The sequence below is a fragment of the Massilia pseudoviolaceinigra genome (assembly GCF_030846505.1).
Lineage (GTDB): Bacteria > Pseudomonadota > Gammaproteobacteria > Burkholderiales > Burkholderiaceae_D > Telluria_A > Telluria_A violaceinigra.
The window spans coordinates 202,993-224,627 of the sequence record NZ_JAVCWL010000006.1 but is presented as its reverse complement, the minus strand read 5'-3'; the positions used below and the strand labels follow the sequence as shown (position 1 = coordinate 224,627).

At 64.3% G+C, this 21,635-nt stretch carries 18 protein-coding genes; 10 read left to right on the top strand and 8 right to left on the bottom strand.

Going from position 1 to position 21,635, the window contains the following annotated elements:
* Positions 1-4: 4 nt before the first annotated feature.
* Both RBA40_RS08310 and RBA40_RS08305 read right to left on the bottom strand, forming a co-directional pair.
* The gene (locus RBA40_RS08310; protein WP_306647445.1) at positions 5-952 is read right to left on the bottom strand and encodes an alpha/beta fold hydrolase; all 948 of its coding nucleotides are present in this window, start codon (positions 950-952) and stop codon (positions 5-7) included.
* 2 nt (positions 953-954) lie between these two features.
* Positions 955-3,258: a TonB-dependent receptor gene (locus tag RBA40_RS08305; RefSeq protein WP_306647443.1), complete on the bottom strand. Its 2,304-nt coding sequence runs from the start codon at positions 3,256-3,258 to the stop codon at positions 955-957.
* Positions 3,259-3,525: 267 nt separating this feature from the next.
* Here RBA40_RS08305 and RBA40_RS08300 point away from each other — a divergent pair, with 267 nt between their 5' ends.
* Complete coding sequence (locus RBA40_RS08300) at positions 3,526-4,440, top strand: LysR family transcriptional regulator (RefSeq protein WP_306622998.1); 915 nt, start codon at positions 3,526-3,528, stop codon at positions 4,438-4,440.
* Between the two features lie 81 nt (positions 4,441-4,521).
* On the opposite strand, the gene RBA40_RS08295 is transcribed toward RBA40_RS08300, so the two are convergent.
* The 3 genes from RBA40_RS08295 to RBA40_RS08285 all read right to left on the bottom strand — a co-directional run bounded on the left by RBA40_RS08295 (position 4,522) and on the right by RBA40_RS08285 (position 9,109).
* Complete coding sequence (locus tag RBA40_RS08295) at positions 4,522-7,386, bottom strand: hypothetical protein (protein ID WP_306647442.1); 2,865 nt, start codon at positions 7,384-7,386, stop codon at positions 4,522-4,524.
* 203 nt (positions 7,387-7,589) lie between these two features.
* Positions 7,590-7,973, bottom strand: coding sequence for a VOC family protein (locus tag RBA40_RS08290; RefSeq protein ID WP_306647441.1), 384 nt, complete (start codon positions 7,971-7,973; stop codon positions 7,590-7,592).
* On the bottom strand, positions 7,970-9,109 hold the full coding sequence (locus tag RBA40_RS08285; RefSeq protein WP_306647439.1) for a GNAT family N-acetyltransferase: 1,140 nt from the start codon (positions 9,107-9,109) through the stop codon (positions 7,970-7,972). The genes RBA40_RS08290 and RBA40_RS08285 overlap by 4 nt, the downstream gene beginning before the upstream one ends.
* A 149-nt stretch (positions 9,110-9,258) precedes the next feature.
* On the opposite strand from RBA40_RS08285, the gene RBA40_RS08280 reads away from it, so the two are divergent.
* Together RBA40_RS08280 and RBA40_RS08275 are read left to right on the top strand one after the other, a co-directional pair.
* Positions 9,259-11,328, top strand: coding sequence for an NAD(+) synthase (locus RBA40_RS08280; RefSeq protein WP_306647438.1), 2,070 nt, complete (start codon positions 9,259-9,261; stop codon positions 11,326-11,328).
* A gap of 82 nt (positions 11,329-11,410) precedes the next feature.
* Positions 11,411-11,749 (top strand): P-II family nitrogen regulator, encoded by a 339-nt coding sequence (locus tag RBA40_RS08275; protein WP_054263304.1) that lies wholly within the window; start codon positions 11,411-11,413, stop codon positions 11,747-11,749.
* A gap of 84 nt (positions 11,750-11,833) precedes the next feature.
* Here RBA40_RS08275 and RBA40_RS08270 read toward each other — a convergent pair whose 3' ends face one another.
* The 3 genes from RBA40_RS08270 to trxB all read right to left on the bottom strand — a co-directional run bounded on the left by RBA40_RS08270 (position 11,834) and on the right by trxB (position 14,173).
* Positions 11,834-12,442 carry a trimeric intracellular cation channel family protein gene (locus RBA40_RS08270; protein ID WP_099880775.1) on the bottom strand — a complete coding sequence of 203 codons (609 nt, stop codon included), beginning with the start codon at positions 12,440-12,442 and terminating at the stop codon, positions 11,834-11,836.
* A 98-nt stretch (positions 12,443-12,540) separates the two neighbouring features.
* A complete protein-coding gene (locus RBA40_RS08265; RefSeq protein ID WP_099880773.1) occupies positions 12,541-13,206 on the bottom strand; it encodes a Smr/MutS family protein in 666 nt (221 codons plus the stop codon).
* Positions 13,207-13,216: 10 nt separating this feature from the next.
* Positions 13,217-14,173, bottom strand: coding sequence for a thioredoxin-disulfide reductase (trxB, locus tag RBA40_RS08260; protein WP_306647436.1), 957 nt, complete (start codon positions 14,171-14,173; stop codon positions 13,217-13,219).
* A gap of 204 nt (positions 14,174-14,377) precedes the next feature.
* On the opposite strand from trxB, the gene RBA40_RS08255 reads away from it, so the two are divergent.
* From RBA40_RS08255 to RBA40_RS08225, 7 genes are all read left to right on the top strand, one after another.
* Positions 14,378-16,735, top strand: coding sequence for a DNA translocase FtsK (locus RBA40_RS08255; protein ID WP_306647434.1), 2,358 nt, complete (start codon positions 14,378-14,380; stop codon positions 16,733-16,735).
* A 96-nt stretch (positions 16,736-16,831) separates the two neighbouring features.
* Positions 16,832-17,464 carry an outer membrane lipoprotein chaperone LolA gene (lolA, locus tag RBA40_RS08250; RefSeq protein WP_306647433.1) on the top strand — a complete coding sequence of 211 codons (633 nt, stop codon included), beginning with the start codon at positions 16,832-16,834 and terminating at the stop codon, positions 17,462-17,464.
* 80 nt (positions 17,465-17,544) lie between these two features.
* On the top strand, positions 17,545-18,162 hold the full coding sequence (locus tag RBA40_RS08245) for an energy transducer TonB (RefSeq protein WP_306647432.1): 618 nt from the start codon (positions 17,545-17,547) through the stop codon (positions 18,160-18,162).
* Between the two features lie 87 nt (positions 18,163-18,249).
* Entirely contained in the window at positions 18,250-18,639 is a 390-nt protein-coding gene (locus RBA40_RS08240) for a DUF6463 family protein (protein WP_306647430.1), read from the top strand.
* 130 nt (positions 18,640-18,769) lie between these two features.
* Positions 18,770-20,071, top strand: coding sequence for a replication-associated recombination protein A (locus RBA40_RS08235; RefSeq protein WP_306647429.1), 1,302 nt, complete (start codon positions 18,770-18,772; stop codon positions 20,069-20,071).
* A 250-nt stretch (positions 20,072-20,321) separates the two neighbouring features.
* Positions 20,322-20,519, top strand: a complete 198-nt coding sequence (locus tag RBA40_RS08230) for a hypothetical protein (protein WP_306647428.1) — start codon at positions 20,322-20,324, stop codon at positions 20,517-20,519.
* Between the two features lie 139 nt (positions 20,520-20,658).
* Complete coding sequence (locus RBA40_RS08225) at positions 20,659-21,375, top strand: DUF3053 family protein (RefSeq protein WP_306647427.1); 717 nt, start codon at positions 20,659-20,661, stop codon at positions 21,373-21,375.
* Positions 21,376-21,635: the final 260 nt, after the last annotated feature.

Sequence of the window (21,635 nt, the reverse complement as noted above, 5' to 3'; positions counted from 1 at the left end):
AGGGTCAGTCTACCTGTCCCAGGAAGCGTTCGATCGCTTGCCGGGCTGGCGCTTCGGTCAGCATCGGCGCGTGGCCGACGCCGGGTACTTCGGCGTACTGCATGGTTGGCGCGGCACGCTGCATGTAGCTGGCCTGCTCCTGCTCGACCAGATCGGACAGGCTGCCGCGCACCAGCAGGGTGGGACGGTTGCGCGCCAGGCGCCGGAATGCCAGGCGCGACATCCACGACGACGGCCTGAGCTTGCCGGTCTGCAGGGGCAGGGCGATATTCGGGTCGTAGTGCAGCACCAGCTGGCCGGCATCGTTTTCGCTGAACGCGCGCCGCGCCCATTTGTTCCATTCGGCCATGTCGTTCGATGGAAACGCCGGCTCGTTGATGTCGCGCATGTACTCGGCCGCCTGTTCCCACGACATCATGGTGGCGCCCTTGCCGGCGTAGGTGGCGATGCGCGACAAGCCCTTTTGCGAGATCACCGGGCCGACATCGTTCAGGACGGCGGCGGCAATCAGTTTCAGGCGGCGCAGGGCCAGGGTCATGGTGATGATGCCGCCCATCGAGGTGCCGACGAATACGGCGCGCTCGATGCCCAGGTCGTGCGCCAGCTTGATGACGTCGCCGGCGTAGACCGCCGGGTTGTAGTGGGCCGGGTCGGGGTCGCGCGCCGACTGGCCGCGCCCGCGCACGTCGAGCGCCAGCACGCGCCGCCCCAGGCTGGCGATCCAGGGCGCCAGCTCGTCGAAGTCGCCCGAGTTGCGCGTGAGCCCGTGGATGCAGATGACGGGCAGGCGCGCCGGCCCGCTGTGGCCCGGATAATCGCGCGCGTACAGGGTCAGGCCGTCGTCGCTGGTGTAGCTGACGTCGTTGAATTGCCTGGCCCCGTCCGCCGCGCCACCCGGGTGGAAGTGGCGGGCCGCCTGCGCGCCATCGTGTTCCTGTACTTGTACCGACATGCTCAGAACCGGTACTCGAGCGTTGCCGACACGGTGCGCGGGGCGCCGTAAAAGGCCGTCAGCACGCCCTCTTTGCCGAGGTTCGGGAAGACGTAGCCACCGGTGCGATAGCGTTTGTCGCCCAGGTTCTTGCCGTGCAGGCCGGCGCGGATCTTGCTGTCGGCACTGGTCCACGTCAGGCTCAGGTCGTACAGGGTATAGGCCGGCTGGTCGAGCACCGAGGCGTATTCGAACTGGCTGGTCTCGTCCTTGTAGGAGGCGCTGCCGCTGACGCTGAAGGTGCCACTGCGGCCCATCATCGGCAGCGCCATATCGTAGGTGGCGCGCAGGTTGGCCGAGTTCTTCGGCGTGTTCTGGAAGTAGCGTTCGTTGGCCACATTGACCAGGGCCGGCACGCCGCCCACCAGTTGCGATGTCAGGTACTGGGTGAATTCGGCGTTGATGTGACTGTACATGCCGGTGACGCTGAGGGCGTTGGTCAGCTTCGCGCTCGCTTCGAGTTCGATGCCGCGGATCTTGGCCTTGCCGGCATTGGTGGTCACGCCGGCGAAGCTGTCGGGGCGGCCGTCGCCGTTGGTGTCGACCTCCACCGAGCCGGGAATCTGCACATCCTTGTATTTGCTGTCGAACAGGGCGATGTTGGTCAGGATGCGGTTGTTGTTGTACGACGATTTCAGGCCCAGTTCGAGCGAGTCGATGGTTTCTGGCAGGAAGCCGGCGCGCGCGGTGGCGTTGCTGATCTTGGTGCCCACCACGTTCATGCGCGGGTCGAAGCCGCCGCCCTTGAAGCCGCGCGCCCAGCTGGCATAGATGTTCTGGTTGGCGCTGGCCTTGTACGCCATGCCGACCTTGGGCGTAAACTTCTTGTCTTCGCGTTCCAGTTCGCCGTGGGTGAAGTCGGTATCGGTGCGGAACATCACGGCGTTGGGGTTGCCCATCGCGGGCGAGCCGTTCAGGCCCAGGTAGATCTGGCGCAGCACGCTCGCTTCCCGCTTGTCGACCGTGTAGCGTCCGCCCAGCGAAAAGCTGAGGGCATCGTTGACTTTGTAGTTGGCGTCGGCGAACACGGCCCAGGCCTTGGTGTCGATGTCGCCCAGGGTATAGGTCGAACTGGGGACGGCGCCGGCCAGCACGGTATCGAAGATGTTGTAGGCGTTGGCATCGATGTAGTACACGCCGGCTACGCCCTGCACCTTGTCGCCCGTGTAGGTCAGCTGGAATTCCTGGCTGAACTGCTTGTTCTTGTACAGCGCCGGCACTTCGAAGTCGACCATCGATAGCGAATCGAAGTCGATCGGCGCGTACGATTTGTCGCGGCGCGAGGCGGTGACCGACTTGACGCTCAGTTGCGGGCTGACTGTGTATTCGAGCAGCGCCGACCAGCCGTGGGCCTTCACTTCCTGCTCGTGCCCGAGCGCGCGGGTCAGGTTGGCGCGGGTATCGTACACGTTCGACAGGATTTGCGCGCCGCTGGTGCGCCCGACCGTCACGCGGTGGCCGTTGCGCGGGCTGGAGTCGTCGTCGGTGGCGTCGCCGGCGAGGCGGATGAACAGTTCCGGCGTGGGCGTGAATTCGGCCGACAGGCGCGCCGCGGTCATGTCCTTGTCGTAGTTGTGGGCGCCGGTGACGAGGTTGCGCCCATAGCCGTCGCGCTTGAAGCGGGCGATCGAGCCGCCCACCCGCACCGTGTCGGAGACCGGGGTGCTGGCGGTCAGTACCGCTTCGCGCTGGCTGTAGTTGCCCAGGGTGAGGCGGGCGCGGATGTCGGTCTTGGAGCCGAGCTTGCGGGTGACATACTTGACGGCGCCGCCGATGGTGTTGCGCCCGTACAGGGTGCCTTGCGGGCCGCGCAGCACCTCGATGCGTTCGACGTCGTAAATGTCGGTCACAGCGGCCTGCGGGCGGGCCAGGTAAATATCGTCGAGGTAGATGCCGACGCCGGCTTCGAAGCCAGCCAGCGGGTCTTGCTGGCCGACGCCGCGAATGAACGCGGTCAGGGTCGAGTTGGTGGCGCGCGAAGCCTTGAGCGTGGTGTTCGGAATCGACAGGGCGAGGGCGGTGATGTCGGGCGTGCCCTGCTTGGAGAGCTGGTCGCCGCCGAACGCGGTGACCGATACCGGGACGTCCTGCAGGTTCTCGGGACGGCGGCGCGCGCTCACCGTCACCACGCCGGCGTCCTGGATGGGGCCGGCGGCGGGAGCGCCCGACTCGGGCTGTGCCTGCGCGGTGCCCATCGCCCCTCCCGACAGGGCCAGCACGGCGGCGGCAATACGATGTAAAGGGAAATGACGAATGGTCAGGCGCATGGTGTTGTCTCCTTGAGTTTTTTTGGACAATGCGGTAAGCCAGAAATGATCGCCATGCAGTGTGCCCCCATTTAAATTTGCGCGAAAGATAACGAAACGCCCACCCACTGTGCAAATTTGCACAGTGGTTTATTGTTCAACTTCTTCTTTGCACACGGGCTAGTTCCTCTGGGACTTTGCGTTTTATCAACACACAGATACGAAAAGTTTGCGTGCGCGATGTGCAGTAGTGCACAATATCCGCGATGAATACCGGATATTGATTCCATGAATACCTTGCCTGAATGGACAGACCTGCGTTTCTTTCTGGAGCTGGCGCGCGCCGGCACCTTGTCGGGCGCGTCGCGCCGGCTGGAGGTGGAGCACACCACGGTGGCGCGCCGCATCGACCGCCTCGAAATCCAGCTCGGCACCACCTTGTTCGACCGCAGCCGCGAAGGCTATGAGCTCACCGAGATGGGCCAGGCGCTGCTGCCGCATGCCGAAGCGATGGAAAGCGCGGCGCTGGCCGCCACCGAACAGCTGGGCGGCACCGAAGTGGCGGCGCACGGCGTGGTGCGGCTGGGCGTGCCGGAAGTGTTCGGCGTGCGCGTGGTGGCGCCCCTTCTGGTCGGGCTGCTGCAGACCCACCCCGACCTGAGCATCGACCTGCTGGTGCTGCCGCGCTTTGCCAATTTGGCCAACCGCGAGGCCGACCTGGGCGTCATGCTCGATCCGCCCAGCACCGGGCGCTACATGATCACGCGGCTGGCGTCGTTCCGTTTCTATTTGTACGCATCGCCCGACTACCTGGCGCGCCATCCGCCGATCCGCGAGCATGCCGACCTGGCGCGCCACGATTTTGTCGATTATGTGCAGGACCGGCTGGCCAGCCGCGAGCTCAGTTATCTCAATGAACTGGGGTTCACGCCGAGGCGCCGCTTGTGCTGCACCGGGATGACCGCGCAGGTGGAGGCGGCGTCGCTGGGGATGGGGCTGATCATGGCGCCGCCGTATGCGGTACCGGACGATGGACGGCTGGTGCCGGTGCTCGACCAGTTTTTTGCGGAGCGCTCGTTCTGGCTGGCCGCGCCGACCGATTTGTACCGCCTGCAGCGGGTGCGGGCGGTGTGGAATCTGCTCAGGGAGTATTCGGACCGGCAGCCGTCGCTGTTCGTGCACGGGCGCGAGGAGCGGCGCTAAAATTGCCGTTCCCGCGCCAGGATGGCCCTGGGCGGGAACGACGGTGTTGCTGGCTGACGCTACCAGCGAGCGCAGTTGGTCTTAGTCCTCCGGCTTGTCGTCAATGATCAGCGGAGGAATCAGAATGATTTCCTCCTGGCCGGCCGGCGTGGCCAGCTTCGGGAACGCGATGTCGGTACCGTCGTCGAGCACCATCAGCGTGGTGGGCACGCGGTAGGTCCATGCCGCGCCTTCGGGCGTTCCTTCCATCGGCGTGGTGCGGTTGACCAGCTGGACTTCGCGGTTCAGGTCGGCGAGCACCCGGTCGGCCGGCACCACCGCGATGTCGGACACGATGCCGGTCTGCAGGTACAGCGCGGCGGCATCTTCGTACCCGCTGCGCACCGGCAGGATCACCGATGCGAAGCCGGCGTTGAGGAAGGCCGTGAACACGCTGTCGCCCTGCTGCTCGAACCGGGAAGCGGCCCATTGCTGCGACCCCTCGCTCCAGAAATACGGGAAGAAGCTGTAGGTCAGCTGATCCCACTCGAAGGCGTACTCGAAGAAGCGCACTTCGCGTGCCGCCTGCTCCAGCCGTTCCGGCGCGATGGCCGGTATTGCGCCCTGGATGATGGGCGAGGCCGGCGCAGCCTGGCCGCTGCCGCTGCGCACGATTTCCAGCACCGCGCGTTTGAGCTCGGTGCGTTCGATGGTGCGCATCTGTTCTTCGCCGAGCGCAGCGTAAGGACCTTCTTCGTCGACGCGCGCCGCGGCCAGCCGGGCGTGGTGCTGTTCCAGGTCGCTTTCGTACTGGTCCATGATGATCTGGTGGCACGTCAGCTGCCACTTCTCGACCGCCACCTTGGTGCGGGTCCAGACCAGGTAGAAATTGACCGTGAACTGGTCCAGCTGGCCCCAGCCGCTGGCGTTGTAGCTGACCGCGCCGCTGTTGGTGCCGATGGTCTGGGCCGCGATTGGCGTGTTGCCGGCCGGGCTGCTCGAAAACAGCCGGGTGCCGATGCTGGCGGTGATGCCGGACTGGTTCTCGACTCCGTACCAGGCCATCGACACGCCGGCCGCCGTCGCCGCGTAGCCTTGTTCCAGCGCCATGGGCGAGTTGAACACGCCGCTGACGGTGGGTGTTGCGCCGCCACCCGTGGGGTAGGTCAGGCTGGCGTATTCGGTGATGGCGGCCGTCGGTGGCGGCGGCAGGGTCACGCCGAAGCGGTCGGCGATCGCCAGCCAGCTGGCGTCGGTGATCTCGGCCGGGCGCAGGGTGGGCTTGATCGGGGCCGGACCGGCATGTCCGCCGAAGCCGGGCTGCTGGGCCAGCAGGTGGCGGAACATGGCCGCCGGCGCCGGCACCATGACCTCGTACATGGCGCGCGCGCCGTAGGTGAACACCTGTGCCTGGTAGACCTTGTCGACCCAGCGGTACTGGGCCCGCACCGTGGCCGCCGGGGCGCAGTGACGCACCATATCGCTTTCGTATACTTCGGCGCTGCGGGTAAGGAAACGCTGGCGCCCGACCCGTTCGCGCACCAGCGCCACGGCGCGGTCGACCAGGTCGCGCGACTGGCGCACATCGTTGCCGCGCGCCTGGTCGCCGCCGCGCGAGGTGTTCATGAAGGTCGATGCCTGGGCGTTGACGGCGCCATAGTTGGAAGTCAGGTTGATGCTGGCGTTGCGGTCCTGCTGGTTGCGCGCGCTCTGGAAGGCCGACTGGCCCAGCTCGAAGCGGTTGAAGCCCGACTCGTCCTGCGAGAATTCGGCGTCGCCGTCGTTGAAATTGCCCTCGCTTGCGTCGGCGCGGCTCAGGCGCGAGTGGAAGTGCTCGTGCTCTTCGCCTTGCAGGACGTTGTGGATATTGGCCAGCTCACCCTTTTCGTAGCCAACCAGTACCTGGCGCACCACGCGCAGGTCGGCCACGCCAACAGGGCGGATGCCGAACCTCATGCTTGGCGCCGGGGCCGGTTTCGAGACCGGCGCGATGGGCAGCAGCTGGCCCAGTTCCGGACTGGCGGCCAGCACGGCTACCGCTTCAGGACCGGTGGCGGGCGTGCTGGCCGCAATGGCCACGCCGCTCGAAATGCGGCGCCGCACGTCGTCGAGCAGCTCGTAGGCGCTCAGCGTGGCGGTGGGCACCTGGGCGTCGGCCAGCTCCTGGATCAGGTTCGCATTGTCGGCGCGGAACTGCGCGTCGATGTCGGCGGCGGGCTGGATGCGGAATACTTTTTGCAGCTCCGATGGGCTGCCCGTGCCTGGCATGCCGGGCGGGTGCGTGCCGCCGCCGGCGATCTGGTCGAGCGCCGCAATCAAGCGTTTTTCGAGCAGGACCAGGGTATCGATCTGCTTGAGCAGGTCGCGCAGGATGGCATCTTCTTCCCCGGCGGCGTTGTCGCCGGCGGCGGTTTGCTGCGCATTTTGCTGTTCGCGGCGCAGGCGCATCTGGTCCTCGAACGCGGCCGGCAATTTGAGCGCGGGCGTGAGCGCGGCCTGCACCGATTCGCTCGAGAGGGCGTTCTGATCGCCGGCCACCAGTTTTTGCAGCAGGGTGACCTGGCCCAGCAACTGCTGGGCGCGCTGCAACTGGGCATTGCTGGCTTTGCCGGAGGCGATGCCTTGCAGGTAGAACTGCCACAGGGCGTTCTGCAAGGCCGTGACGTCGGCTGGCGCGCTCTGGGCGATGGGGAACAGGGTCTCGGCGGCCAGGGTCAGCTGGCCCTCGCGCGCGGCGTTCAGGTCGGCCTCGATGGCTTGCGGCGTGCGCTTGACCAGCGCGGACCAGCGTGCGGTCAGGGCCTCGAGTTGTGCTGTGAAATCCTGCTCGGCGGCGGAGGCGATCCACGCCGCGACGTTCGATTCGTCCGGCAGTTCAAGGAGTCCCGCTGGCGCTGGTGTCGGGTTGGGTGCCCGGGCGGTGGCGAAGCGAAACAGTTCCTCTGCATTGGCGGTAGCTTGCGTCATGATATCTCCCGGTGATGAGGTTGGAAGGTCATCATGGACCGGGATGGTGCGCCGGGGTTCAGCCTGCGTCAGTGATAAAACCGACCTGCCTCAATGAGGCGCCTGTTTGGAATGTCGCGGCGCAAGTGTTGCGGATTATCTGGTTCCGGCTGGAACAAGGTCCGACCGGCACATTGAAGGTCGCCGCCGTTTTCCAGGGCCAGTTAATCGTGGCAGCAGACGCACAGCTTGTTGCCGTCCAGATCGCGGAAGTAGGCGCCGTAGTAGGTGGCGTGATACTCGGGCCGCAGGCCGGGCGCGCCTTCGCAGGTGGCGCCATGGGCGAGGGCGGTGGCGTGGGCGCGCCCGACCGCGTCGCGCGAGGGCGCCAGCAGGGCGGTCATCTGGCCGTTGCCGGCGGCGTGCTCGCCGGCGAAGGGCTGGCCGATCAGGAACAGCGGGCGCGGGCTGTCCGGCTTCATCCAGCCGGCCCATGGTTTGGCCGGATCGCTGAACTTGAGCGCCAGGCCCAGTTCGGGCATCAGGGCCGCATAGAAGCCGAAGGCGGGCGCGAACTCGGTGACGCCGATGAAGACATGCGAAATCATGCGGGTTCCTTGAAAGGGTTGCGGTCGTTCAGTTCATCGATATACTCGTCGATGCCGCCGCTTTCGCGCTCCAGGAAGCGCTCGATGGCGTCCGAAAACGCCGGGTGGGCCAGCCAGTGCGCCGACCAGGTGCGGGTCGGCAGGAAGCCGCGCGCCATTTTGTGTTCGCCCTGGGCGCCGCCCTCGAACACGGCGATCTTGTGCTCGATGCAAAATTCGAGCGGCTGGTAGTAGGCTGTCTCGAAGTGCAGGCAAGGTATGTGTTCGAGTTCGCCCCAGTAGCGCCCGAACAGGGTGTCGGCGCTGTGGATCACGAGCGAGGCGGCGATCGGTTCACCTTCGCGCTCGGCGATCACCAGCAGGATATTGTCCGGCATGGTGCGCCCGATGCGCTGGAAGAAATCCAGGTTCAGGTAGGGCGAGGAACGGTGCGCCGCGTAGGTGCGCTGGTAGCAGCGGTTGAACAGGCGCCAGTCGGCATCAAGCGCGTCGGCCCCGCGCACGCGGCGCAGCATCACGCCGGCCTGGCGCACCTTGCGCCGCTCGGCGCGGATGTTCTTGCGCTTCTTTTGCTCCAGCGTGGCGAGGAACTCGTCGAAATCGCGGTAGCCGGCGTTCAGCCAGTGGAACTGCACGCCGCTGCGCAGCATGAAGCCGGCTTCCTCCAGCTGCTTTACCTGGTCTTCGGGCGGATACAGGATGTGGGTCGAGGAGACGTCGGATGCCTTTTGCGTCGACACCAGCGCGGCGAGCAGCGCGGCGCGGGCGGCGGCGTCGCGCGCCAGCAGGCGCGGCCCGGTCACCGGCGTGAAGGGAATCGCCGAGAGCAGCTTGGGGTAGTAATCGACGCCGTTGCGCTGGTAGGCCTCGGCCCAGGCCCAGTCGAACACGTACTCGCCGTAGGAGTGCATCTTGACGTACAGCGGCATGGCGGCGGCCAGTTCGGCGCCGTCGTACAGGACCAGGAATTGCGGCTGCCAGCCGGTGTCAAGGCAAGCGCTGCCCGACTCGTGCAGGGCGTCGAGAAAAGCGAAGGAGAGGAAGGGATTGGTCTCGGCCTGGGAGGACGCCAGGGCGTCCCAGGCGGGTTGGCCGATCTCGCTCAGGGAGGATACGATTTGCGTGCGATAATTCATTCTTGTCGAATCGGCTATTCCATTATTTTGGCGGGCGACGCTGGCTGTGATGCAGGCCGGTCCATTGCATTCTACGCACATTAGCGTAAGCAGGCGCAAGGCGTTCGGACGCCGCGCCGCGCGCCCTGCCACCCTACGAAAGACACTGCATGCAGAACGACTTCTTTAACCTCTATTCGCACGGTTTCGCCCGGGTCGCGGTGGCCACGCCACGCTGCAAGATCGCCGATCCCGTCTTCAACGCGGCCCAGACCATCGCGCTGGCCGAAGCGGCGGCGCAGCAGGGCGCGGCGCTGGTAGCCTTTCCCGAGCTGGGGCTGTCGGCCTACAGCTGCGACGACCTGTTTCACCAGGCCGCGCTGCTGGACGCGTGCGAGGCGGGCTTGCGCACGGTGATGGACGCGACCGCGCAGCTGCCGCTGGCACTGGTGGTCGGCCTGCCGCTGCGGGTCGGCCATCAGCTGTTCAACTGCGGGGTGGTGCTCGCGGGCGGGAAGATCCTCGGCGTGGTCCCGAAAAGCTACCTGCCGAACTACGGCGAATTTTACGAAGCGCGCCAGTTCAGCGCCGCCGACAGTGCGCCATGCAGCCAGATCGACCTGCTCGGGCAGAGCGTGCCGTTCGGCGCCGGCTTGCTGTTCGAGGCCGAGGGCGTGGCGCTGCTGCGCTTTCATGTGGAGATCTGCGAGGATGTGTGGGTGCCGATTCCGCCGTCGTCGTTTGCGGCGCTGGCCGGGGCCACGGTGCTGGTCAACCTGTCGGCATCGAACGTTTTGGTGGGCAAGAGCGGCTACCGGCACCAGCTGGTGTCGCAGCAGTCGGCGCGCTGCCTGGCGGCGTATCTGTACACCTCGGCCGGGCGCGGCGAATCGTCGACCGACATGGCGTGGGATGGCCAGACCCTGATCTACGAAAAAGGCGACCTGCTGGCCGAGGCCGAGCGCTTCCAGGACGACTCGCACATCATCTACGGCGACGTGGACCTGGAGCGCCTCTCGCGCGAGCGCATGCACACGACCACGTTCGCGCAGCAGGTGCGGCACCATGCGCAGCAGGTGGCGGCGTTCCGCGTGGTGCGCTTTGCCTTGCCGGGCGCGCCGGGCGGCGGCAAGACGCTGGCGCTGGCGCGCGCCATCGAGCGCTTTCCGTACGTGCCGTCGGACCCGCAGCGGCGCGACGAGCGCTGCACCGAGGTCTATCACATCCAGGTGCAGGCGCTGGTGCAGCGGCTCTCGCAAAGCGGCATGCAGAAGGTGATCATTGGCGTCTCGGGCGGGCTCGATTCGACCCACGCGCTGCTGGTGTGCGCCAAGGCGATGGACCGCCTGAAGCTGGCGCGCACGAATATCCTGGCGTACACCATGCCGGGCTTTGCGACCAGCGAGCGCACCTTGCGCCAGGCGCGCGCGCTGATGGAAGCGGTGGGCTGCGAGGCGCACGAAATCGACATTCGTCCGAGCTGCATCCAGATGCTCAAGGACCTGGGCCATCCGTACGCGGAAGGGCAGGAAACCTACGACATCACGTTCGAGAACGTGCAGGCGGGCGAGCGCACCAGCCATCTGTTCCGGCTGGCGAACTTCCACAACGGGATCGTGATCGGCACGGGCGACCTGAGCGAGCTGGCGCTGGGCTGGTGCACGTACGGCGTGGGTGACCATATGTCGCACTACAACGTCAACGCCAGCGTGCCCAAGACCCTGATCAGCCACCTGGTGCGCTGGGTGGCGGAGTCGGGGGTGATCGGCACGAGCGGTTCGGACGTGCTGCTGCAGGTGCTGGCGACCGAAATCAGCCCTGAGCTGGTGCCGGGCAAGGCCGGGGAAGACAAGCCGGCGCAGAGCACCGAAAGCTCGATCGGGCCGTACGAGCTGCAGGATTTTAATCTGTATTACATTCTGCGCTATGGCTTTGCACCGTCGAAGGTGGCGTTCCTGGCGTGGTCGGCGTGGAACGACCGCGAGCAGGGCGCGTGGCCGGACGCGGTCCATGCCAGCCGCAACCAGTATATGCTGGCCGATATCAAGAAACACCTGGCCACGTTCGTGTACCGCTTCTTCAAGATCAGCCAGTTCAAGCGCTCGTGCGTGCCGAACGGGCCGAAGGTCGGCAATGGCGGCTCGCTCTCGCCGCGCGGCGACTGGCGCGCGCCGAGCGACGCCGAGGCGGTCGTGTGGCAGGCCGATCTGGCCAGGATTCCGGATGAAGCCGGGAAATAGCCCGGCCTGTGGTGCGGCCGCTCGTTTAGAATAGCGGCAACAGCAATTCCATCGCGTGACGAGCAACTATTTAGGAGTAGCCATGAAACAAATTACCTGTGTCATCAAACCGTTCAAGCTGGACGAAGTGCGCGAAGCGCTGGCCGACGTCAATGTGACGGGGCTGACGGTCACCGAGGTCAAGGGTTTCGGCCGCCAGAAGGGACATACCGAGCTGTACCGCGGTGCCGAGTACGTGGTCGATTTCCTGCCGAAGGTCAAGATTGAAGTGGTGGTGGACGACAGCATGGCGGACCAGGTGGTGGACGCCATCATCAAGGCCGCCCGCACCGGCAAGATCGGCGACGGTAAGATTTTCGTGCAGGATGTGGAGCAAGTGATCCGTATCCGCACCGGCGAAACGGGTCCGGAAGCAGTTTAAGTCCGCCCAGCAATTAATTTCCTAACCGGGGTCAGCAACTGTCTTGATAGACTTCATGCAGTTGCTGACCCCAGTTGAGAAACTTTATGAGCGCCCCATGCGCATGTCGAATTTCCACGTGAGCAGGCGCAGGCCGCTGATGACCGTGGCGCTCGACCATAGCGCCAGGTCGGGGTCGGCGCCGAATTTCTTCATCAGCAGAAACATCCAGCTGCCGATGAACGCGCAGATCGCGTAAGGTTTCCCATCGCGGAAGACCATCGGCACTTCGTTGCAGACGATGTCGCGCAGTACCCCGCCAAAAATTCCCGTGATCACCCCCATCATCGAGGCGATGAAAATCGGCATGTGCGCTTCCAGCGCCGATGCCACGCCGGCAATCGAGAACAATCCCAATCCCACCGCGTCGGCCACCACGATCAGGCGTTCCGACACGATCTGGCGCAGGGTGCGGATCAGCGGCGCGGCCATCAGGGCCAGCACGAAGATGAGAATGGCGTATTCCTGGTGCGTCACCCAGAACAGCGGACGCCGGTCGAGCAGGATGTCGCGCAGGGTGCCGCCGCCGAACGCGGTAATGAAGGCCACCGTGAAGACGCCGACCAGATCCATGCGCTTGCGGCGCGCTTCGATGAAGCCGGAAAAGGCGCCAACCAGGATCGCCATGATTTCGATGAGCGTAATGAGGGTCATGCGGTGCACTGTACTGTGGCGAATATTGCTAGCCTAACATGCGCTTGGCATGATGGACAGTGTAAGGAGTGCACCCGGGGAAATACCGGGCGCGTGAGTCAGGTGCCGATGGCCGATTTGAGCAGGACGATCAGGGCGCCATGGCTGCGCCCGTCCACATTGGCGGCGCAGAAGGCAATCACTTCATCCTTCTGTTCGAGCCAGCTGTGCACCATCGAGCGCAGCACCGGCTCGCCGCCGGCCGATCCGAGGCCCTTGCCGTGGATCACGCACACGCAGCGCAGCTTGCGCTTGCCGGCATTGTGCAGGAATTCGCCGATGGCATCGCGCGCGCCATCGCGGCGCAAGCCGTGCAGGTCGAGCTCGTCCTGGACCGGCCAATGACCCTTGCGCAGCTTGCGCACCACGTCCGTGCCGATCCCGGCGCGCGAAAAACTCAGGCTGGGGTCGTCCTCGAGCAGGTGATCGACCTCGAACTGGTCCGAGAGCGACTCGCGCAGCACCGCCGCGTCGTCCTCGGCCTGGTTGCGAAATACCTTGGCCGGCTTGATCTTGACGTTGATGCCGGGCGGGGCGTTGGGCACGAAGCGGTTCGATTCCGGCATCTTGCGCACGCCGCCGATGGCGCTCTTGAACAGGTTGGCCTCTTGCGCGGCCACCCGTTCACGTTCTTCGCGCTCGGCTTTTTCGCGGGCGCGCGCTTCGTCCTGGCCCTTGAGCTGTTCGCGCAGGGATTTCAGATCGGAAAAGTCTTTCATCGGCATCGCTTTACTGTTAGTCGTTCAGGCTTTCCAGGTAGCGCTGGGCATCGAGCGCCGCCATGCAACCGGTGCCGGAGCTGGTGATGGCCTGGCGATAGATGTGATCCTGCACGTCGCCGGCGGCAAATACGCCCGGGATGTTGGTCGCGGTGGCCATGCCTTCGAGGCCGGTGCGGGTCTTGATGTAGCCGTTGTGCATGTCGAGCTGGCCTTCGAAGATGCTGGTGTTCGGCTTGTGGCCGATCGCCACGAACAGGCCGTGCACGGAAATCGGCGTGATGGCGCCGTCGACGGTCGACTTGATGTTCACGCCAGTCACGCCGCTGTCGTTGCCGACCACTTCTTCCAGGGTGTGGTTGTACTTGATGACAATTTTGCCTTCAGCCGCCTTGGCATTCAGGCGGTCGATCAGGATCGGTTCGGCGCGGAATTTGTCGCGGCGGTGGATGATCGTGACCTTGTTGGCGATGTTCGACAGGTACAGCGCTTCTTCGACCGCGGTGTTGCCGCCGCCGACGACCGCGACTTCCTGGTTGCGGTAGAAGAAACCGTCGCAGGTGGCGCAGGCCGATACGCCGCGCCCCATGAACGCCGTTTCGGACGGCAGGCCCAGGTACATGGCCGAGGCGCCGGTGGCGATGATCAGGGCGTCGCAGGTGTACTCATGGCTGTCGCCGATCAAACGCATCGGTTTTTCATTGAGCTTTGTCGTGTGAATGTGGTCAAACACGATGTCGGTGTTAAAACGCTTGGCGTGTTCCAGCAGGCGCTGCATGAGGTCCGGGCCTTGCACGCCCATCGGGTCGCCCGGCCAGTTTTCGACGTCGGTCGTGGTCATCAGCTGGCCGCCTTGCTCCACGCCGGTGACGAGCATCGGCTGCAGGTTGGCGCGCGCAGCGTAAACGGCCGCGCTGTAGCCGGCTGGGCCGGAGCCGAGAATCAGAACTTTGGCGTGTTTGGTAGTGGTCATGGGGCAGCTTTGATCGAAATGTGTATGAAGAGAAACTGGGGTCGATTGGGGGCAGATCAAGAGCGCGGAAATTCAATTGCGCACCCTCGATTATAGTCCATGATGCGCCCTAGCATGAATCATGGGGCCGATGCACGCCGGATGGCTTAGAATGAGCGCATCGCCAACATCGGTAAACACACGGCAGCACAGCAAGTAACAAGAATGACAAAGACAAGCCAACCTTCCAACGCCAGTTACACCCGAAAGCCCGTCATGCGGCAACCTCTGCCGAACCGCGTGGTGCGCCTGCTGTCCGAGGCGCGCTGGATCGCGCTTGGCGTGATGTTCCTGTATTTCGTGATGATCTTGCTCAGCTATAACAAGGGCGATCCGGGCTGGTCGCACGAGGTGCAGGTATCGCAGGTGAGCAACCTGGGCGGGCGCGCGGGCGCTTACCTGGCCGACCTGCTGCTGTTTATCTTCGGCTTTTCGGCCTGGTGGTGGTGCGTCTGTTTCCTGCGCATGCTGTGGAAGGGTTATCGCTCGCTCAATCAAAAATTTGTGCTGGAAACGGAAGAAGATCCCGAGCACCAGCAGGAAGCGGCCATCCGCTGGCTCGGCTTTGCGGTGCTGTTCGTCGGCAGCCTGGGCCTGGAATATTTGCGCATGTGGTCGCTCTCGGTGCAGTTGCCGCGCGCGCCGGGCGGGGTGCTGGGCCAGCTGATCGGCCATGCGGCCCATTCGGCGTTCGGGTTCACCGGCGCCACCTTGCTGCTGTTGCTGCTGTTCGGACTCGGTTTCAGCCTGTTCTTTCATGTGTCGTGGCTGGGCGTGGCCGAGCGCATCGGCGGCGCCATCGAAAACGCCATCGACTGGTTCCGCCTGCGCTACCAGGACCGCGAGGACCGCAAGCAGGGCGAAGTGGCGGCCGTCAAGCGCGATGAAGTGGTGGTGCACGAGCGCGCCAAGCATGTGGAAAAGCATGTGGCGTCGCCGCCGGTCAAGATCGAGCCGCAGGTGATGGAGGTGGTCAAATCCGAGCGCGTGCAGAAGGAAAAGCAGGCGCCGCTGTTCCGCGACCTGCCGGGCGACTCGTCGCTGCCGCCGCTGTCCCTGCTGGACGACGCGCCCGAGGTGCAGGAGACCGTGTCGGTGGAAACGCTGGAATTCACCAGCCGCCTGATCGAAAAGAAATTGTCGGACTTCGGGGTCGATGCCAAGGTGGTGGCGGCGTATCCGGGCCCGGTGGTGACGCGCTACGAAATCGAACCGGCCACGGGCGTCAAGGGCAGCCAGATTGTCGGCCTGGCGCGCGACCTGGCGCGTTCGCTGTCGCTGACCTCGATCCGGGTGGTGGAAACTATTCCCGGCAAGAATTTCATGGCGCTGGAGTTGCCTAATCCTAAACGCCAGATCGTGCGCCTGACCGAAATCGTCGGTTCCAAGATCTACAACGACAGCGCGTCGCAGCTGACCGTGGCCCTGGGCAAGGATATCGCCGGCAAGGCCGTCATCGCCGACCTGGCCAAGATGCCTCACTTGCTGGTGGCCGGTACCACCGGTTCGGGTAAATCGGTGGGCATCAACGCGACCATCCTGTCGCTGCTGTACAAATCCGACCCGGCCGATGTGCGCATGATCCTGATCGATCCGAAGATGCTGGAAATGTCGGTGTACGAAGGCATTCCGCACTTGCTCGCGCCCGTCGTGACCGACATGCGCCAGGCCGGCCACGCGCTGAACTGGGCGGTCAACGAGATGGAGCGCCGCTACAAGCTGATGAGTAAGCTCGGCGTGCGTAACCTGGCCGGCTACAACGCGAAAATCGCGGAGGCGGCCAAGCGCGAAGAGCATATTCCGAATCCGTTCAGCATCACGCCCGATTCGCCGGAACCGCTGGAAAAACTGCCAACCATCGTCATCATCATCGACGAGCTGGCCGACCTGATGATGGTCGTCGGCAAAAAGGTCGAGGAATTGATCGCCCGTATCGCGCAAAAGGCGCGCGCGGCCGGCTTGCACCTGATCCTGGCGACGCAGCGGCCGTCGGTCGACGTCATCACCGGTCTGATCAAGGCGAATATTCCGACCCGGATTGCGTTCCAGGTATCGTCCAAGATCGACTCGCGCACCATTCTCGACCAGATGGGCGCGGAAGCGCTGCTGGGCATGGGCGACATGCTGTACATGCCGCCCGGTACCGGTTTGCCGGTACGGGTGCACGGCGCGTTTGTTTCCGATGAGGAAGTGCACCGGGTGGTGGCCCACCTCAAGCTGTCGGGCGAGCCGAACTATATTGAAGGCATCCTCGAAGGCGGCACGCTCGAAGGCGAGGGCGGCGGCGCGGAAGGTGGCGCGGCGGGCGAGGCTGGCGGCGAAGCCGATCCGATGTACGACCAGGCTGTGCAGGTGGTGCTCAAGAACCGGCGCGCCTCGATCTCGCTGGTGCAGCGTCACTTGCGCATCGGGTACAACCGCGCGGCGCGCTTGCTGGAACAGATGGAAAACAGCGGAGTTGTGTCGCCGATGCAATCGAACGGCAACCGCGACATCCTGGTGCCGGCTGCCAGCGCAGAATAAACCGTCGCGTGTGCACCGGGTTCCCTGCTCATCCGTTACAGGATGGACCGGTTCCCGGGCATCACATTGCCCACGCGGCCCACATAAAGGATATACATGCGATTTTTACTGACTAAAACGACCGCCGTGCTGGCACTGAGCCTGGCCTGCGTCGGCATGGCCCACGCCACCGCCCTCGATCAATTCAAAACCTTCGTCTCCGGCACCAAGGCCGCGCGCGGCGAGTTCACCCAGCGCCAGGTCAAGAAGGCCGATGCGGGCAAGGTGGCGGCGCCATCGTCGGGCACCTTCGTGTTCGCCCGTCCCGGCAAGTTCATCTGGACCTACGTGAAGCCGTACGAGCAACTGCTGCAGGCCGACGGCGAGCAGCTGTATATCTACGACAAGGACCTGAACCAGGTCACGACCAGGAAGCTGGGCGACGCGCTCGGTTCCTCGCCGGCGGCCATCCTGTTCGGCAGCAACGACCTGGAAAAGAATTTCACCCTGAGCGAAGCGGGCACGCGCGACGGCCTGGAGTGGCTTAACGCCGTGCCCAAGGGCAAGGATTCGCAGTTCGAACAGATCAGCATCGGCTTGCGCAATGGCACGCCGGAAGCGATGGAGCTGCGCGATGCCTTCGGCCAGACGTCGGTGCTCGCTTTCAAGAAGTTCGAGAAAAACCCGCCATTGACGGCGACCCAGTTTAAATTCGTCATTCCGAAAGGCGCCGACGTCGTCAATAACTGATCCCTCTTCCTCGTGGAGCACACTTGAATCGTCAAACAATCGGTACTGTACTGGCTGTAACGTTTTTTACTGGCACCACGATGGCTCTAGCCTTGGCTCCTGCCCTGGCGCAGACCAGGGCACCGTCCGCCACGGCCGAACGGCTGCCCTCGGCCTGCACCCGGCCCGACTGGCCTCCCGAGGCCAGACGCTACGATCTGGAGGGCACGACCGTGCTCGACTACCGGATCAGGGAGTGGCGCATCGCCGATGTGAAGGTGCGCAAGAGCAGCGGCTGGCCGATCCTCGATGCCGCCGCGGCGCGCGGTTTGCAGGCGTGTAAGCTGAAAGCCGATCCCGACCGGCCGCGCGACAGCGCCGTGCGGTCGGTCGACTACGTGTGGGCAACGGCCGGCGGACCGTCGGCACGCCCGCAACTGCATTCCGGCAGCTGTGTGGCATCCCCGCTGTTCAGTGGCTTCGTGCCGCTCGACAGGACGCCGACCGCGCGCGACGGCGTGCTGGTGCGCTTCCTCACCAATGGCCGCGGCGAGCCGTTCAACATCCGGCTCGAAGGGCGCGTTACCGATACCGCGTTGGCCGAGCACCTCAGGCACTACGTACAAACCTGCCGTTTCGTCGCCGCCAACGCTCCGGGAGCGAAGACCGATGCCGTGTATGGACGCGTGCTGCTGGCCACTCCCCCCGGCGCCGAATAAATCGGACATGCATATCTGGCAATATTGATTTCCCAGGTATATGATCGTGCGTCGGTCCCGCCGGGGCCGCGTCATCGGGAGGGCTTTATGAAACATTGGATCAGCCGTTGGTTGCTGGGGGTTGCATTTCTTCACACCGTGTTTGCTTTCGTTGTCATGGGGCCGGTCATGCTGTCGATGCTGGACAAGGGCTTGTTTAATTCAGCCAAGAGCATGACCGAGGGCGCGACCACCTGGTTCTTCCTGTTTGGCATTCTGCTGGCCTTGTTCGCCATCCCGGTGCATGCGCTCGAGAAAGCCGGCGTAGCACTGCCCAAGTCGATCGGCTGGGGCTTGATCGGGATGGCCGTGCTGGGTGTGGTGCTGATGCCGGACTCGGGCTTCTGGCTGGTGTTTCCGCCAGCGATAGCCATCTTGTTGCGCAAGAGCGGCGTGCAGGCGAACGCAGGCTCCGTGCATGGCGTCGGCGCTGCTTGAGAAGTTGCATACAGCGTCGCGCGGTAATTTCGCGTTGAGCGGGAACTGTTGCGCACTGCGCGGGTCTTATCTTGAACGCCGATTCGCGCCATGCGCTAGACTACGCCCTTCCTATCAATGAAGACTTCGCATGGACGATTTGTTCAAGACCGAACCTGCCGCGCCCCTCGCCGAAGCGCTGCGTCCGGCAACGATTGACGAGGTCATCGGCCAGAGCCATTTGCTGGGCGAGGGCAAGCCCCTGCGCCTGGTATTCAAGTCGGGCAAACCGCATTCGATGATCCTGTGGGGCCCGCCCGGCGTCGGCAAGACGACCCTGGCGCGCCTGACGGCGAACGCCTTCGGCTGCGAGTTCATCGCCTTGTCGGCCGTCCTGTCGGGCGTGAAAGATATCCGCGCCGCCATCGAACAGGCCGAGCATCACCTGGCGACGGGCAAGCACACGATCCTGTTCATCGACGAGATTCACCGCTTTAACAAATCGCAGCAGGATGCCTTGCTGCCGTTCGTCGAGTCGGGCCTGGTGACCCTGATCGGCGCGACCACCGAAAACCCCTCGTTCGAGGTCAATTCGGCGCTGCTGTCGCGCTCGCAGGTGTATGTGCTCAAGGCGCTGACCGACGCCGAGCTGCTGCAGCTGCTCAAGCGCGCCCAGGAGAAGGTGCTGGGCCACCTGACGTTCGACGAGGTCGCCGTCGCCACGCTGATCGGTTATGCCGATGGCGATGCGCGCCGCTTCCTCAACCTGCTCGAACAGACCAAGACCTCGGCCGAAACGTCGGGCCTCACGCACATCACCGGCGAATTCGTCGACAATGCGCTGACCCTCAATTCGCGCCGCTTCGACAAGGGTGGCGACAATTTTTACGATCAGATTTCGGCGCTGCATAAATCGGTGCGCGGCTCGCATCCGGACGCGGCACTGTACTGGCTGTGCCGCATGCTCGACGGCGGCGCCGATCCGCAATACCTGCTGCGCCGCATCGTGCGCATGGCGTGGGAAGATATCGGCATTGCCGACCCGCGCGCGATCCAGATCGCCAACGATGCCGCCGCCACCTACGAACGGCTCGGCTCGCCCGAGGGCGAACTGGCGCTGGGGCAGGCGGTCATCTACCTGGCCATCGCGGCCAAGAGCAATGCCGGCTACAACGCCTACAACCGCGCCGTGGCCTTCGTCAAGAAGGACAAGTCGCGCGAAGTGCCGGTGCACCTGCGTAATGCCCCGACCAAGCTGATGAAGGAACTCGGCTACGGCCACGAGTACCGCTACGCGCATGACGAACCGAACGCCTATGCGGCGGGCGAGACCTATCTGCCGGACGGCATGGTCGAGCCGCGCTGGTACGAGCCGGTGCCGCGCGGGATCGAAGCCAAGATCGCCGAGAAGCTGGCCTGGCTGCGCGGGCTCGACGAGGACGCCGGCAACTGAACAGCGCGCGCGGAGCTCGTGCTGGCGGCCCAGCCAGGGCGGGCTTCCGCGGCCATCGGCGGTGGGTAAAACCGCCGCTGTGGTGGGTTCGCCTGCAACGGCAGGCGCGCCTGCATGCGGATAACAGGCCGTCGCGATCTGGTGCGTCCTGTCCCGGCTTTCCGGCGCTTCATCGCAAGCCGGTGGAAGGGCAGGGGGCGAGTGGGTAAAGTAACACCATACCAACTCGCCTCACCCACTGGAGAAGATCATGAAAGTCCGCAAAAACCTCGAAGCCGTCTTCCTTGCCGCCACCGTCATGGTCACCTTTGCCGCCTACGCCACCGCCGACGTACCGGTGCGTGCAAGCGTCGCGCCAGCCCGCGCCGCCGCCGTCGACAGCAATGTGACCGTCGTCGTGGTCAGCGCCAAACGCCTCACCGCCGCCGAAAAAGCCGCACAACAGTAAGTCCGGGACTGGCCGCCCCGCACCGCAGCGTGCCTGTTAGTTACTCCATAGCACGCCTCTGGCAGAGAAAGCAGGGTTTGTTGCTGTCAATTTTGCATGTTTGCAATATGATCAGGCACTGATCATAGAGGAGTCATTAATGCAAACAGTCATAAGCTTTTCACAACGCGCCCTGATGTGGGCCGTGGGCAGCGTTCTAGCCCTGGGCATCGCCGGCTGCAGTGCCGAGCCCAAGGAGCGTGCGGCGTTCATCGCGTTCCTGCAAACGCGCATTGTCGATAAACCCGGGGTCCATGTACCCAGCCTGACCCGCCAAGAGGAAAAGTCGTTCGGCGATTACAGCAAGCATTATGCCGTGATTACCGACTACAACAAATCGATGGATGCGAAGGTCCAGCAACCCCTGCGCGATATGATGGTCAAGAACATGCCGCACACCATGCCCGATCTGATCGCGCGCCGGGCCGACGTGGTCGCCTTGCGCAAGACCAGTGCCCAACTGCGTGCGGTGATTGACGCCGAACAGGCGGCGGCGGCCACCAGGCGCACCGCGCTCACGCAGCCAGACGAATTGAAACCGGTCTACGACAAGGCGTATGCCCGTACGGTTAGCGATCCGGGAAACAACTTCAAGGAATTCCTCGTGGTGATGGAGGACATGCTGACCAGTGCCGAAAAAATGGCCGATTTTCTCGATGCGCACAAGGACCAGATCAAGTTCTCCGGGATCATGGCCCAGATCGACGATCAGAAAGTCCTCGATGATGCCAATGTGCTCATGAAAGAGCTTAGCGCCAAGAACGCCGAGGTAGCGCGGGCACAGCGCAAGCTGGCCAGCATGATCTCCGGACGGTAATGCCGATTGCCCGCCGTACGGCGGGCGCATGCGGGCCCGACAAGGTGCCATTGTGCAGGGAATCGGTTAAACTGCGCATTGAACAACAGGATCAGTGCGCGTTGTGCAGGCTTGGCTTGCCGCTTGGCTGCCTCATCAAGTGCATCGCCTTGGTTAGCGCGTTGTGACACCGGCTTCGTATCGAAGCTTTTATTTTGCTTGATTCGTGCGCGGCGGCATCCGCCCGCACGGTTCCCAGGGAAAAGCGATTCGGCAACGGA